The sequence below is a fragment of the Porphyromonas endodontalis ATCC 35406 genome, assembly GCF_000174815.1.
Classification (GTDB): domain Bacteria; phylum Bacteroidota; class Bacteroidia; order Bacteroidales; family Porphyromonadaceae; genus Porphyromonas; species Porphyromonas endodontalis.
On the sequence record NZ_ACNN01000016.1, the window covers coordinates 1 to 14,038 of the forward strand.

Here is a 14,038-nt window from a genome sequence, read left to right on the forward strand (position 1 = left end):
AGATACAATTTTGCTCTGCTACAAGTTGCTCATATACAAAGAATGGGTAACTTTGCAGAGATTTGTGGGGCAATAAGAGCCCTAGGACTTTTCTAAAAGGATAAAGCAATGAAAGATAAAGTAAGCTACGCACTAGGTCTCAGCATGGCCAATAACTTCAGAAGCACGGGTATTCACAGCATCTCGATGGAAGATTTCTCCGAAGCTATGAATACGGTTTTTGAAGGGAAAGAACCCTCGATGACCTACGAAGAGGCTCAGGGAGTACTCAACGAGTTTTTCCAGAGAATACAAAACGAAAAGAAGGAACTAAACCTCAAAGCCGGTAAGGAATTCCAAGAGATCAATAAGCAGAAAGCAGGGGTAACGACCCTCCCCAACGGGCTGCAATATGAGATCTTAGAGAAGGGCGAAGGCGCTCTCCCCAAGAGCACCGATACGGTAGAGGTTCACTACGAAGGAACCCTTATCGATGGTTCGATATTCGATAGTTCTATCCGCCGGGGCGAACCTGCTTCTTTCCCGGTTACCGCCGTTATTCCCGGTTGGACGCAAATACTCCAAATGATGCCGGTAGGCTCTAAGTGGCGTGTGGTAATCCCAGCCGAACTCGCCTATGGAGAGCGCGGTGCAGGGCAAATGATCGAACCGAACATGACCCTGATCTTCATAATTCAGCTCCTTCGTATCGAAGACAAACAGTAACTCCTCAAAATAAAACGACTATGAAACTCTATCGTACGCTGTCCGCTGCCGCTCTCCTTTTGGCTGCAGTACACACCCACTCTTGGGCTCAGACGGCTACAACCACAGAAGGGAAAAAGGTAACTGCAGAGCAGGCTTCGTATGCTTTAGGCACTATGGTGGGTCGCTCTATCGAAGAGACCCTCAAGGGTGCGCCCGGAGGTAAAAACCTCGACAAAGCAATCATACTCAAGTCTATTACCGAATATTTCTCGGGCAACTCACAACTCTCCCCCGAAGATGCCGGTAACCAGCTCAACAGTTATTTCGAGACTGCACAAAAAGCCGAGGCTGAAGCACGAAAGGCAGAGGGTGAAAAGTTCCTTGCCGAAAATGCGAAGAAGAAAGGAGTGAAGGTAACAGAGAGTGGTCTACAATACAAGATTTTGGTAGAAGGTAAGGGCATCAAACCCACCGTAGAAGATACCGTGCAGGTACACTATCGTGGACGACTTATCGATGGTACCGAGTTCGACAGCTCTTATAGCCATGGTGAGCCTATTAAGTTCTCTCCCCTACAAGTAATCCCGGGTTGGACAGAAGGGCTTTGCCTCTTGCGCAAAGGTACCAAAGCGGAGCTATACATCCCGGCTTCTCTTGCCTATGGCGATCGTGGTGCCGGCAACAAGATTCCCCCACACTCTGTACTCATTTTCGAGATTGAGATGCTTGATGTAATCAAGGGAGAACCCATACCTGTATCGGATATTTCTAAAGTAGACGATAAGGGAGCTGCCCCAAAAGCAGACTCCAAAGAGGCCAAAGCGACCTCAAAAACAAAACTCAAGAAGAAATAAAAACTTTCTGATAACGTAATATGAAAAAGATTTTTTCTGCTGTACTAGGTACGGCAATGATGTTGGGTATGGTTGCCTGCAATGGTGGCACCTCCAAAGACGCTGATCCTGCAAACGACAGCCTGGGTATGGCTCGTGGTTACATGATTGGTATGCAAATGGCACAGCAACTTGCTATGGCAAATGCGCAAGGGATGGCTATGGATACCACCATGTTCCTCAAAGGGGTAAAAGATGGTATGAGTAAGAGTGCAGACTCTGCTCAGTATGCCTATCTTGCCGGTATGCTTACAGGATTCCAAATCGGTCAAAGCCTTAATGAAGACAAGATCGCTACCGGTCCTTTCCTAAAGGCTTTTGAGGCCGGTATCATGGGCGACACTGCATTCCTCAAAGGATGGTCTCAAGAAGACATGCAAACCTACATGCAAGAAGCCGAACAGAAACTCCAAGCTAAGAAGATGGAAGAAAAGTTCGGAGCTAATAAGGAAAAGGGACTCAAGTTCATCGAAGAGTTTAAGAAAGAAGCCGGCGTACAAACTACAGCTACGGGTCTTGCATACAAGGTGCTCACCCCTGCCAAAGAGGGAGCTAAGAAGCCTCAGCCCCAAGACCGTGTAAAGGTTGAATATAAGGGTACTCTTGTTGATGGTACCGAGTTCGACGCTAGTAACGGAGAGCCTGTAGAGTTTGGTGTAACTCAAGTAATCCCAGGCTGGACAGAGATGCTCCTCCTCATGTCCGAAGGTGAAAAAGTAAAGGTTGTTATCCCCTACGAACTCGCATACGGTGAGCAAGGAGCCGGAGGTGACATTGAGCCTTTCTCTACTTTGGTATTCGAGGTTACCCTCCTCCAAGTTATCCCCGGAGAGCAAGCAAACTAATAGCCCTAAGGAGGGCATAGCCTAGAAAGGTAGAAGCCCCAATGGGTGCAAATGCATAAAAGAAATGCACTGGAGAGGATCGTAAGATCTACTCCGGTGCTTTTTTGTATAGCAAGGGAAGTGGAGGGCGAATATTCTCCTCTAGATAGTCTTTTCCCTATCGCGCAACTGCGCCTTTTTCCTCAGAAGATCCATAAAAGCATAGTTCTTGATATTCCATTGGGGCGCAAGAAGCAAAGAGGGAGGGGACTGTGCCACAAACCGGTCTACCACAATGTCTTCTCTTAGGAGGGCTAAGAAGTCCAGACAAAGCTCGGCATATTCCTCTGCCGTAAAAAGGTGGAATTGCTCCGGATTCGTCCGGTATTGATGAGCCATAATCGTATGGCGGACTATTTGCAATTGGTGTAGTTTTACGAGGCTTATGGGTAAGTCGTTGAGGCGCAACGCGTGGTCTAGCATTTCACGCCGAGTCTCTCCGGGGAGCCCTAAGATAAGATGGGCACCAACGGGGAGCCCTGCCTCGTGCGTTGCTTTGATGGTCTCTAGAGAGCATCGCCACGAGTGCCCTCGGCGGATGTACTCCAGCGAGCGATCGAGAGTGGACTCTATACCATACTCTATCAGCACAAAGCATCGGCGAGAGAGGTCAGAAAAGTAATCGAGAAGGACCTCCGGCATACAATCGGGTCGCGTACCAATTACCAAACCTACCACTCCGGGGAATCGTGCCGCCTCCTCATAGAGAGCGATCAACTGCTCAGCCTCCCCATAGGTTGCCGTATAGGATTGGAAGTAAGCCAGGTAACGCATGTGAGGATACTTGTGTCGAAAGAAATCAATTCCCCGCTCTAGCTGTTGCGTAATAGAGCCGGGCTGAAGAGCAAATGAGGGACTAAAGGTGGCATTATTGCAATAGGTGCATCCCCCTCGCCCCATGGTTCCATCCCTATTGGGGCAGGAGCAACCTGCATCCAGCGTTATCTTTTGGATCTTCTCTCCAGGGAAAAAGCGTTGTATGTAGGTAGAGAAGTCACACTCTGCCAAGCGTTGCGAATAGGAAAACTCGGGAGCCATCACCCTAGAATAAAGGTTACAAGGTCGATAAGCAAACCATCATTCGTATAGGCTCCTCCCTCTGCCCCCTTAAATCGTGCATCGGTCATACGGATCTCGTGCACGATGTTGAATACCTGCATAGGGGTAAAAGCCCACTTCCCCGTCATGTAACTCTCCGCAGCGTACGAGTTGCGTAAGCCCAATACCTTAGCCACATCATCGGCAGAGATATTCCGCGGTTGGTACATTACAATCATCAGGTTGGCAAAGTAGGTATACAGGGTAGATAGGATGATGGGCAAGGGGTAGCGTTTCTCATTAAGCGCCATATAGCGCGCCAATTTGTAGGCTTTGGCTCGTTGCTTAGCTACCAGAGCATTGAGGAGCTCATAGGGAGAATACTCGCGACTAATCCCCACATTCTGCTCCACCATGGCGCGCGTTACCATTCCCCCTCTGCCCGAGGCGAGTACGGCAAGCTTGCGTAGTTCACTATAAAGGGTAGCACCATTGGTACCAATAAAGTCGTAGAGAGCCCCCATAGCATCAGGCTCTACGGTGATATGAAGTAGGTCAGCAGCATCACGGATTAGCGATGCTGTATCCCGACTATTCCGCATTTTGGGGGATAAGAATAGGGGCACTTGAGCCTCGGTGAGACGCTTCAAAAGGGAACGAGCAGCACGCTCGGGATCTCCATTATAGCAAAGTACAACCGTAGTCTCGGGCTGTATCGAAGGTATTGCCTCCACAATCTCATCCAACCCTTTGATGGCATTTACCTCTCGTATAATGTAAAGGCGACGCCCTCCCAGCAGCGAGGAGGAAAGGATGGTATCCCTCAGCTCGGGGAGAGAGAGCTCCGATCCGTAGAGGATAGTCCTACTCAAAGCCCACTCCTCACGAGGCAGGTAATGCTCGGCAAGTAGCTCCACAAGTCTATCTATATAGTACGATTCTTCCCCTCCCAAAAAGAGAAGAGGGGGAAGCTCTTTGCCCGAAGAGAAGCTCTTTACAAGCTGGTGGTAACTCTGCGAGAGAGAGGGAGTAGAGGTTGCCATAGTATATCCTAATATAGTATCTTTGCCGAGAAACAAACGAGCAGCAGTTGGTAGCTTGTGTGCAAAGATAACGCGAATGTGCTGAACCTCCCAGCCTATGGAGCCATAATTGAGGAGGAAAATGGGAAAAAACTAATCTACGATGATATTCGTAGAAAGCGCGTTGCCCTAACCCCCGAGGAGTGGGTAAGGCAGCACTTTGTACACTATCTAAGGGAGCACCTTGGCTACCCGCTTGCCAGCTTCGCGCTCGAGACACGCGTTGCTGCCGCCCATACGGCACAACGAACCGATACAATTATTTACGGCGTAGGGGGGAAACCCTGGATGGTAGTAGAGTACAAAGCGGCACACCTAGAGCTTACCCGAGAGATGTGGCAGCAGATCTGTAGATACAACCTCACCTACAAGGCAGCCCATCTGGTACTTACCAACGGCAGACAACATATGGTCTGCCAAATCGATTACCACACGGGGCAGTACGAATTTCTCAGCTCAGTCCCCAGCTTTGCCGCCCTCCGCGCCTATCACCAAAGCAATAACAACGAATAGACATATATCCTATGGCATTTTTAGAAGCGCAGCATATTGTCAAGAGGTATGCCCGTCACTTGGCACTCGACGATGTCTCCATCGCCGTACCTCAAGGCTCTGTATTCGGTCTTATGGGACCCAATGGAGCCGGCAAGACTACTCTTATACGTATTATCAACCGCATCACAGCCCCCGATAGTGGCGAGATCCTTTTTGAGGGAAGAAGGTTTGCCCCCACAGATGTAGCACGCATTGGCTACCTACCCGAGGAGCGAGGTCTGTACCGCAAAATGAAGGTCGGCGAGCAAGCCATCTACTTAGCGCGCCTTAAGGGGATAGATAAGGCGACAGCTCGTAAGCGGCTCACCGAGTGGTTTGAAAAATTCGACATCATGCCTTGGTGGAACCGCAAAGTAGAGGAGCTGAGCAAGGGGATGCAACAAAAGATCCAATTCGTTTGTACCGTAATACACGAGCCGGATCTACTTATTTTCGACGAGCCGTTCAGCGGTTTCGACCCCGTGAATGCAGAACTCCTCAAGCGAGAGATTTTGACCCTACGCGACCAAGGGCGCACCATTATCTTCTCCACACACAATATGCAATCGGTAGAGGAGGTGTGCGATGAGTGTGCGCTTTTCAACAAGTCGCACGTAGTATTGCAAGGGAATGTGAGTGAGGTGCGTCAGCGTTTTGCTCAAGGGATTGTGAGCCTAGAGGTAGAGACGTCGGCTCCCCTATCCCAAGAGCAATTGTCTCAGCTCTCGGTTGTCGATAGCAACTTCTATCCGGGCGAGAAGAAACAGCTCCTGCGCCTTAAGATGCGTGCCGGAGAAGACTTACGAGACCTAGTACAAACGCTCCCAAGAGAGCTCCATCTCCTCAGCCTTCGGGAGGAGATCCCCTCTATGAATGAGATCTTTATTCAAACGATTACCCAACAACAAAACTACCAAGAAGACCATGAGTAAGAGCAAAATTGCCATTGTTATAGGGCGCGAGTACGCGACCCGAGTGCACAAGAAGTCGTTCTTTGTCATGACCATCTTGATGCCCATTCTTTTTGTAGCATTCCTCACCGTCCCCATCATCATAGGGAAGACGAGTGTCTCAGAAACGAAGATTGCCGTATTGGATGCAACCGGTTTGTATGCCAATCTCTTCGAGAATACAAAAGCCTACACCTTTGTCCCAACTCAGCAATCCCTAGAGGAACTAAAGGCACTGGGCAAGGATAATGAAGAGGGATATGCTGCCGTGCTAGAGATTAGAAGCGACCTCTTACAAGATCCTACGGCTATTACCCTCTATGGCTATAAGCAAATACCTCCCGGGGTGGCAGAGCACATCAACGACGTACTCTCACCCTATCTGAGCCAAAAGAAGCTCGAAGCTAGCGAGGTAGAGGGTATTACGGAGATTGTAGCCAACAGCAAAGTAGAGATAAATGTACCTACCTTCAAATGGGCTGCCGATGGTGAAGAAGAACGCTCTAGCGGTAATATTGCCAGCATAATAGGGATGATACTTGCGGGGGTTAGCTTCTTCTTTATCACCACTTTTGGCTCCCTTGTAATGGGCAGTGTACTCGAGGAGAAAAAGAACCGCATCATGGAGGTGATGGTATCGAGCGTACGTCCCTTTGATATGATGATGGGAAAAATCATTGCTTTAGGCCTAGTCGGGATCACGCAAATCGTGCTTTGGGTAGCACTTACAGGCATCCTGCTAACCGCCTTTAGTAGCCTTATGGCAGGAAACCTGCAAAGCATTGCTTCCCTTGCCTCTATGCAACAAAGCGATATGACAGGCCTAGGGGCAGGACTTAACCCCGATAGCTTTAGTGAGATACAGATGGGGATTGGAGCCTTGATGGGCATCAACTTTGGCGAGTTGCTCCTCATGTTCCTCCTCTACTTTGTAGGCGGATACCTCCTCTATGCCTCTCTTTTTGCCGCCGTAGGGGCTGCTATCTCTAGCGAAGAAGACAGCAACCAGTTCATCACTCCCGTAATGCTTCTCCTCATGTTTGCCTTCTATGCCGGCTTTGGAAGTATGCGCAACCCCGATGGACCTCTAGCTCTTTGGTGCTCGCTCATCCCCTTCACTTCGCCCATCGTTATGATGATACGACTTCCCTACGACGTGCCTGTATGGCAACAGATTCTCAGCCTTGTGATTCTCTTTGCCACCTTTGGAGGGATTACCTGGCTGAGTGCCAAAATATACCGAGTAGGTATCCTGATGTACGGGAAGAAACCAAGCTGGCGAGAGCTTCGCCGCTGGATTCGATATAAGTAAGTGAGAAAAACAAAGAAAATAGTCGGCTGATTTTGAGAATGAGCCGGCTATTTTTCTACACAAAAGGGTAGTAAAACAAGTTCTTATTCGCTATCTTTGTAGGGAAACGACATAACTGAATTTGTAAGAATCAAGATAATGAATAGCAAATTAGCCGAAGCCGCACGCAAATATCACGCCTTACCGCAACCCGGTAAGATAGAGGTCAAACCGACCAAACCCTATAGTACACAAAACGATCTTACCCTTGCCTATAGCCCAGGGGTAGCCATCCCTTGTCTCGATATACAAAAGAACCCATCCCAAGCCTACGACTTCACCTCCAAAGGCAACCTCGTAGCCGTTATTTCCAATGGTACCGCCGTATTGGGATTGGGCGATATAGGGGCACTTGCCGGTAAACCCGTGATGGAGGGGAAGGGGCTTCTCTTCAAGATATATGCCGGGATTGACGTATTCGACATAGAGATCGACGAGAAAGACCCCGATAAGTTTATCGAAATTGTCAAATCCATTGCTCCCACCTTTGGGGGGATAAACCTAGAAGACATTAAAGCCCCCGAGTGCTTCCACATTGAGCAAACGCTCAAAAAGGAGTTGTCTATCCCCGTAATGCACGACGACCAACATGGTACTGCCATTATCTCTTCGGCAGGGCTTCTCAATGCCCTCAAGATTGCCGGTAAACGCATCGAAGAGGCTCGCATCGTTGTAAGCGGAGCCGGAGCATCCGCCTTCTCTTGCACCAAGCTCTACGAGTCTTTTGGGGCACAGCGCAGCAATATCGTGATGATAGACTCCAAAGGAGTAATCACAAAAGACAGAGAAGGGCTGAGCGAAGAAAAAGCCTATTTCGCCACCGATCGTACCGAACTCAAGACGCTTGCCGACGCCATTGTAGGGGCAGACGTCTTTGTCGGGCTCTCCCGCCCGGGCGTACTCACCCAAGACATGGTACGCAAGATGGCTCCCAACCCCATCGTGTTTGCCCTTGCCAACCCAGACCCCGAGATTACCTACGAAAAGGCTAAAGAGGCTCGCCCCGACGTGCTCATGGCTACGGGGCGCTCGGACTATCCCAACCAAATCAATAATGTAATTGGCTTCCCCTATATATTCCGTGGGGCATTAGACGTACGAGCTACTGCCATCAACGAGGAGATGAAAAAGGCCGCTACCCTTGCCATTGCCGAACTAGCCTCGGAGCCTGTACCCGAGGAGGTGAGTCAAGCCTATGGCAATGTGCGCTTACACTTCGGGCCCGATTACTTTATCCCCAAACCCGTAGACCCCCGACTGATCGTACGCGTCTCGACCGCCGTAGCACGAGCTGCCATGGCATCGAGTGTTGCGCAAAAAGAGATTACAGACTGGGAGGCATACGAAGGCGAACTCATGGCTCGTCTGGGGCAGATGAATCACCTTATGCGCCGCTTGCACGACTCTGCTCGCCAAGCGCCCCGCACGATGGTCTATGCCGCAGGAGAGAGCGACACAGTACTAAAAGCAGCCGTGGAGGTACTCTATCAAGGGCTTGCAAAGCCTATCATCTTAGGCGACGAATCCCATATTCAGGACATGGCTAAGCATGACGATCTCGATCTAGCTGGCATCCAAATCATCAACCACCGATCCGACGCATTCAAGGAGACTCGCCACCGCTACGCTCAGCTCTACGCAGAGCAAAACTGGCGAAAGGGGGGCACCTTCAGAGAGGCTCTCGACAAAATGTATGACCCCAATTACTTTGGCATGATGATGGTGCAAAATCAAGATGCTGATGGCATGCTCACGGGGTTGTACTCCAATTATTCCTACCTATCCGAGGTAGCGCGCTCCACAGTAGGGCTAGCTCCGGGGCATAATCACTTTGCTACCATGCACCTTGTAACCCTCAAGTCGGGTCCGCTATTCCTTGTCGATACACTCATTAACCGCAATCTCAGTGCCGAGAGCCTGGTTGATATTTCGGTACTTGCTGCGGAAAAAGTGCGTTGCTTTGGGCTTCAACCTAATATTGCTCTCATCAGTTTCTCCGACTTTGGTAGCGACGATGCAGAGTCTTCTTGCGAAGCTCGCCGAGCTGTTGCCCTCCTACACGAGCGTTACCCCGACCTATCCGTAGATGGAGAGATGCAGATACAAACGGCTCTTCAGCTTGCACAACGCGATGCCAAATACCCTCAAAACAAGCTCAAAGGCAAGCAGGTCAACGTACTCGTCTTCCCAAGACTCTCAGCAGCGAACGCCTGTTACCAACTCCTCAAAGCTGTAGGCAATGCAGACGAGGTGGTAGGTCCCATACAGGTAGGGCTTGCTCGCCCCATCTATTTTGCCGACCACGATGCCTCTGTCAAGGATATTGTAAATATCACCGCCATGGCATCCCTCGATAGCAACGCCTGCATTGTTGGCTAAGCATCCTCATAAATCTGCAAAAAAGCTCCTTAGAGGGGAGAAAACCTCTCTTATATCATAAAGTCTGCAACCCATCCTCTCCCCTTTCATTACGGGGAGGGGAAAAGCTGCAGTTAAGGGGGGCTTTCTTTCTCTTTATCCCTTGTTTTTATCGGATTAATTACTATCTTTGTGGTAACAGAATAGAAGACGATCTTTCATTTAAGTATTGATAAGTCGAAATAAAAACCGCACTTGTCAAATTGGGAAACTCATCAAGTGTTTTGTGTTTACCGAGATGTTGTTGGCAACAATGGCGGGCCGCTGGTACACCTTGTGTGCACGAGACGGATTACAAAAGTGCCGACACGCTTTAATCCTGATTATAGGAGTTTTCACAATTCACAGTGCGGTTTTGTCTCTAAAAGAGCTGCTGACTCGCCTCCGAGAGAGGGAAGTTAGTAGCTCTTTTTATTTAGCGATACGACTTTTTCTCCCCCATTTATACACAAAATTAGCCTCTAAGATTGGGGAGAATAACGTATCTTTGTAAGCATCATTATGGGCAGAATACTAGCAATAGACTATGGCAAGAAGCGTACGGGACTGGCCGTGACCGATCCGCTTAGAATCACTCCGGGAGGTCTTGCGACGGTGGCTTCGTCCGAATTACTTCAGTACCTATCCGAGTATATCCCCCGAGAGGGAGTAGACCTTGTGGTAGTGGGCTATCCTCGGCAAATGAACAACGAAGAGAGCGAATCTATGCGCTACATCGGTCCTTTTGTTGCGAAGCTAGAAAAACGCTTTCCTCAGCTCCGCATTGTCTACTACGACGAAAGGTTCACCTCTTGCCTTGCCCAAAAAACGATATTAGAGAGTGGGATAGGGAAACAAAAACGGCGCAACAAAGCGTTGGTAGACGAGGTGAGTGCTATCATTATTCTACAATCGTATATGGAGTCTCTTGCCTACTCCGGTGCACCACTCCCCCTATCCCCTAAATAGAAATAACTAAACACCCAATAATATGCTACCTATCTATCTCTACGGTCACCCGGTATTACGCGAAGTGGCACAAGATATAACTCCGGAATATCCCAACCTATCGGGGCTTATTGCCGAGATGTGGAAGAGTATGTACGAAAGCGACGGCATCGGACTGGCTGCCCCCCAAATTGGCAAGTCGATCCGCCTTCTTGTGATTGACGCCTCGCCCATGGCAGAATACTTCCCCGAGTGCAAAGACTTCAAAACTGTAATGATCAATGCTCGTATTACAGAGCTGAGCGAAGAGACCCTTTCTGAGGAAGAGGGATGCCTCAGTCTCCCCGGGATCCACGAGCGAGTAGAGCGACCCAAGGAGATTACAATAGAGTATCTCGATGAGCAATTCACCCCCCAAACTCGCCACCTCACGGGCTTTGCGGCTCGGGTCGTTCAGCACGAGTACGACCATCTGGAGGGAAAACTCTTTACCGACCACGTGAGCACACTCCGCAAAAGTCTGCTCAAAAACAAGTTGGCACGCATTGCATCCGGCAAGGCGTACCCCGGCTATCCTGTAGTGGCAGCCCCTCAGAAAAAAGGGATGCGCCGCTAATATCTTTTCCTTGAAAGGGCATAAGACATGAGAGGGCTACGCTGTACACTGATTACCCTAGGGGCACTGCTAAGTCTCTTGTGGGGAGCCAAGGCTCAACTCGACGTAGACCGAGTAATGACCATTGGGCAGAATGCGCTCTACTTCAAAGACTACATCGTATCCATCGGCTACTTCAATCAGGTTATAGAAGTACGCCCCTGGATGGCAGAGCCCTACTTCCATAGAGCCGTCTCTAAGTATATGCTTGGGGACTATCGTGGAGCAGAATTGGATGCCTCTCTAGCCCTAGAGCGCAATGCTTTTATATCCCGAGCCTATGTGCTGCGAGGCGTAGTACGCCACTCTTTGGGCGAACACAAAGGGGCCATAAGCGACCTCAAGCATTCTCTTTTTTTAGCTCCGGACGATGCCGAGATTGCTTTCAATCTTGCTGCGGCTCAGCTCTCCGACAAGCAATACAATGCTGCCGACACCACCATTTCTACCCTAATCAAAAGACATCCTAAGCACGCAATAGCCCACCTCCTGCGTGCCGATATTCTGCTCAATCAGCAAGATACGCTACAAGCGACAGAGGAACTTAACCGCTCTCTTGCCCTTGACTCCACACAGGCACAAGCCTATGCTTTTCGTGCCATGCTCGCGTCTAAAAAAGAGGATTACAAGAGCGCGCTCCTCGATCTTAACCGCTCCCTCCAGCTTGCTCCCGATGACAAAAACAACTACATCAACCGCGGTCTCACTCGCTATCAACTCAATGACTATGTAGGAGCCATAGAGGATTATACTGCTGCGATCAACCTAGCCCCCTCCGACCCCGTAGCACGCTACAACCGCGCCTTGCTCCGCGCCACTGTGGGAGATGCCAACAATGCCCTCGAAGATCTCGCCGTAGTACTAGAGGTACAGCCCAATAACTACATGGCTCTCTACAATAGAGGGCTACTGAGTCTTGAGGTAGGAGACTTTCGCACGGCACTCAAGAGTTTCGACAAAGTGCTCACGAGACATCCTAACTTCCAAATGGGATTATTAGCCCGAGCGGATGCAAAACGAGGTTTGGGAGACGCCGCAGGGGCCGATAGAGATAGTTGGCAAGCCTACCAACAACAGAAGAAACAGATAAAGAAAAAGGCTTCGAGCACATCCAAATCCACCCGAAGCGAAACAGAAGAAGCCATTGAGCGGTACAACGAACTTGTGGAGACCTCGCTCTCCGCTTCTACTATGGGAGGAACAACTACTCTACCCCAGTCGCTCCGCGGGAGGGTGCAGGATGCCGATGTAGCTATCGTGCCTTTTGGAGCCTTCTCGCTCAATTACTACCACGCTACCCCTCAGCCCGGTATTCCTCCTAGAGTATATTACAGTCAGGAAGTAACCTCTTATAACGAAGCCCACCCTACACAATTACCTCGTTTGTTGGTGGCTCCGAGCAATCGCATCCTTGATAGCGTAGCCACAACTGAGCTGCGTCAATCCCTTTCCGCCCTCGATGCTCAACCCAAAGAAGAGGCCAACTTCTACCTCCGTAGGGGCGTTACCTCTCTACTTCTCATAGACTTTGACAGAGCGATAGACGACTTCGACCATGCCCTCTCGCTAGACAAAAAGAATCCACTAGCTTACTTCGTACGTTCGGCAGCATGGCTTCGACGCCTTGAGGTGCGACAGCACACCACCCTCTCCACGCCATCCCTAAGTGCTCCCTCTCAAGAGTTGCACAACGGATTAGGGATAAGCATTCCCACACAGAGGGAACAAGCCTCCCCAACCCTACGAGGGATGGATACCGTTTTGGGCGACCTTGACAAAGCCATAGAGCTAGCCCCCAAGTTTGCCTACGCTTACTACAATAGAGCCATCGTGCATCTCTCGTTGGGTCAGAAGGAAAAAGCGCTCCAAGATTACTCCCAAGCTATTACACTGGGGGGCACCCTCCTCCCAGAGGCCTACTTCAATCGAGGGCTTCTATTCCTCTCTGTGGGGCAAAAAGACAAGGCAATAGCCGATCTCAGCCTAGCCGGCGAGCAGGGAATATTCCAAGCATATAACATCATCAAACGCATCCAGGAGCAACTATGATTTCGGTGCAACACCTCACAATAGACTTTGGCAAACAACTTCTTTTCAACGACGTTTCATTTGTCGTATCCCCCAAAGAGCGTGTAGCCCTTGTGGGTAAAAACGGAGCAGGCAAGTCTACTCTCCTCAAATTGATTGCCGGACTTAGAGAGGCTACTAGCGGATCCGTTACCCATCCCAAAGACCTACAGATAGGGTACCTACCACAAGTAATGCAACTTGCCGATGGGTGCACCGTTATCGAAGAAGTGAAGACGGTTTTTGAGGATGTAGCCCGCATCAAAGAGCGCGTAGCCCAACTTGCCGACGAGATGGCAGCGCGGACGGATTACGACACGCCCGAGTATCAAGATCTCATCGAATGCTTCTCGCACGAAAGCGATCGACTAAACCTCATGGGGCAAGACAACTACGAAGCCGAGGCAGAGCGCACCCTTATTGGACTCGGATTTGAGCGCACAGACTTTGAGCGACCAACCTCCGAGTTTAGTGGTGGATGGCGTATGCGCATTGAGCTTGCCAAGATATTGCTCAGAAGACCCGATATACTTCTCTTAGACGAACCGACCA

At 49.9% G+C, this 14,038-nt stretch carries 12 protein-coding genes and 1 pseudogene; 11 read left to right on the forward strand and 2 right to left on the reverse strand.

Features of this window, described 5'->3' with window-relative positions; translation table 11 throughout:
* Positions 1–108: 108 nt before the first annotated feature.
* From POREN0001_RS03540 to POREN0001_RS03550, 3 genes are read left to right on the forward strand one after another with little or no spacing between them, the layout of a single operon-like run.
* A complete protein-coding gene (locus POREN0001_RS03540; protein ID WP_004333355.1) occupies positions 109–705 on the forward strand; it encodes a BamJ family beta-barrel-assembly machinery protein in 597 nt (198 codons plus the stop codon).
* A gap of 20 nt (positions 706–725) precedes the next feature.
* Positions 726–1,541 carry a BamJ family beta-barrel-assembly machinery protein gene (locus POREN0001_RS03545; RefSeq protein ID WP_004333267.1) on the forward strand — a complete coding sequence of 272 codons (816 nt, stop codon included), beginning with the start codon at positions 726–728 and terminating at the stop codon, positions 1,539–1,541.
* Between the two features lie 20 nt (positions 1,542–1,561).
* Positions 1,562–2,425 carry a BamJ family beta-barrel-assembly machinery protein gene (locus POREN0001_RS03550; RefSeq protein ID WP_004333246.1) on the forward strand — a complete coding sequence of 288 codons (864 nt, stop codon included), beginning with the start codon at positions 1,562–1,564 and terminating at the stop codon, positions 2,423–2,425.
* A gap of 141 nt (positions 2,426–2,566) precedes the next feature.
* Here the strand turns inward: POREN0001_RS03550 and mnmL are convergent, their stop codons facing one another.
* On the reverse strand, positions 2,567–3,502 hold the full coding sequence (mnmL, locus tag POREN0001_RS03555; RefSeq protein WP_004333240.1) for a tRNA modification radical SAM protein MnmL/YtqA: 936 nt from the start codon (positions 3,500–3,502) through the stop codon (positions 2,567–2,569).
* Positions 3,502–4,545: a DNA polymerase III subunit delta gene (gene holA / locus POREN0001_RS03560; RefSeq protein ID WP_004333233.1), complete on the reverse strand. Its 1,044-nt coding sequence runs from the start codon at positions 4,543–4,545 to the stop codon at positions 3,502–3,504. Before holA ends, mnmL begins: the two co-directional genes overlap by 1 nt.
* 57 nt (positions 4,546–4,602) lie before the next feature.
* Here holA and POREN0001_RS03565 point away from each other — a divergent pair, with 57 nt between their 5' ends.
* From POREN0001_RS03565 to POREN0001_RS09665, 8 genes and pseudogenes are all read left to right on the forward strand, one after another.
* The gene (locus tag POREN0001_RS03565) at positions 4,603–5,097 is read left to right on the forward strand and encodes a type I restriction enzyme HsdR N-terminal domain-containing protein (RefSeq protein WP_083797831.1); all 495 of its coding nucleotides are present in this window, start codon (positions 4,603–4,605) and stop codon (positions 5,095–5,097) included.
* Between the two features lie 11 nt (positions 5,098–5,108).
* Positions 5,109–6,050, forward strand: coding sequence for an ABC transporter ATP-binding protein (locus POREN0001_RS03570; RefSeq protein ID WP_004333351.1), 942 nt, complete (start codon positions 5,109–5,111; stop codon positions 6,048–6,050).
* Positions 6,043–7,380 carry an ABC transporter permease gene (locus POREN0001_RS03575; protein ID WP_004333333.1) on the forward strand — a complete coding sequence of 446 codons (1,338 nt, stop codon included), beginning with the start codon at positions 6,043–6,045 and terminating at the stop codon, positions 7,378–7,380. Before POREN0001_RS03570 ends, POREN0001_RS03575 begins: the two co-directional genes overlap by 8 nt.
* A gap of 138 nt (positions 7,381–7,518) precedes the next feature.
* The gene (locus POREN0001_RS03580) at positions 7,519–9,798 is read left to right on the forward strand and encodes an NADP-dependent malic enzyme (RefSeq protein ID WP_004333179.1); all 2,280 of its coding nucleotides are present in this window, start codon (positions 7,519–7,521) and stop codon (positions 9,796–9,798) included.
* A 540-nt stretch (positions 9,799–10,338) separates the two neighbouring features.
* The gene (gene ruvX / locus POREN0001_RS03585; RefSeq protein WP_004333162.1) at positions 10,339–10,785 is read left to right on the forward strand and encodes a Holliday junction resolvase RuvX; all 447 of its coding nucleotides are present in this window, start codon (positions 10,339–10,341) and stop codon (positions 10,783–10,785) included.
* Between the two features lie 22 nt (positions 10,786–10,807).
* Complete coding sequence (def, locus tag POREN0001_RS03590) at positions 10,808–11,380, forward strand: peptide deformylase (RefSeq protein ID WP_004333154.1); 573 nt, start codon at positions 10,808–10,810, stop codon at positions 11,378–11,380.
* Positions 11,381–11,407: 27 nt separating this feature from the next.
* Positions 11,408–13,468, forward strand: coding sequence for a tetratricopeptide repeat protein (locus POREN0001_RS03595; protein ID WP_004333331.1), 2,061 nt, complete (start codon positions 11,408–11,410; stop codon positions 13,466–13,468).
* Positions 13,465–14,028, forward strand: a pseudogene (locus POREN0001_RS09665) (ATP-binding cassette domain-containing protein); the annotation flags it as partial. The gene POREN0001_RS03595 and the pseudogene POREN0001_RS09665, both read left to right, overlap by 4 nt.
* Between the last annotated feature and the right edge of the window lie 10 nt (positions 14,029–14,038).

Bases quoted from the DNA above. Each gene is read 5' to 3' on its own strand.
- POREN0001_RS03540 (WP_004333355.1), top strand. From the start codon at position 109: ATGAAAGATAAAGTAAGCTACGCACTAGGTCTCAGCATGGCCAATAAC.
- POREN0001_RS03545 (WP_004333267.1), top strand. From the start codon at position 726: ATGAAACTCTATCGTACGCTGTCCGCTGCCGCTCTCCTTTTGGCTGCA.
- POREN0001_RS03550 (WP_004333246.1), top strand. From the start codon at position 1,562: ATGAAAAAGATTTTTTCTGCTGTACTAGGTACGGCAATGATGTTGGGT.
- mnmL (WP_004333240.1), bottom strand. From the start codon at position 3,502: ATGGCTCCCGAGTTTTCCTATTCGCAACGCTTGGCAGAGTGTGACTTC.
- holA (WP_004333233.1), bottom strand. From the start codon at position 4,545: ATGGCAACCTCTACTCCCTCTCTCTCGCAGAGTTACCACCAGCTTGTA.
- POREN0001_RS03570 (WP_004333351.1), top strand. From the start codon at position 5,109: ATGGCATTTTTAGAAGCGCAGCATATTGTCAAGAGGTATGCCCGTCAC.
- POREN0001_RS03575 (WP_004333333.1), top strand. From the start codon at position 6,043: ATGAGTAAGAGCAAAATTGCCATTGTTATAGGGCGCGAGTACGCGACC.
- POREN0001_RS03580 (WP_004333179.1), top strand. From the start codon at position 7,519: ATGAATAGCAAATTAGCCGAAGCCGCACGCAAATATCACGCCTTACCG.
- ruvX (WP_004333162.1), top strand. From the start codon at position 10,339: ATGGGCAGAATACTAGCAATAGACTATGGCAAGAAGCGTACGGGACTG.
- def (WP_004333154.1), top strand. From the start codon at position 10,808: ATGCTACCTATCTATCTCTACGGTCACCCGGTATTACGCGAAGTGGCA.
- POREN0001_RS03595 (WP_004333331.1), top strand. From the start codon at position 11,408: ATGAGAGGGCTACGCTGTACACTGATTACCCTAGGGGCACTGCTAAGT.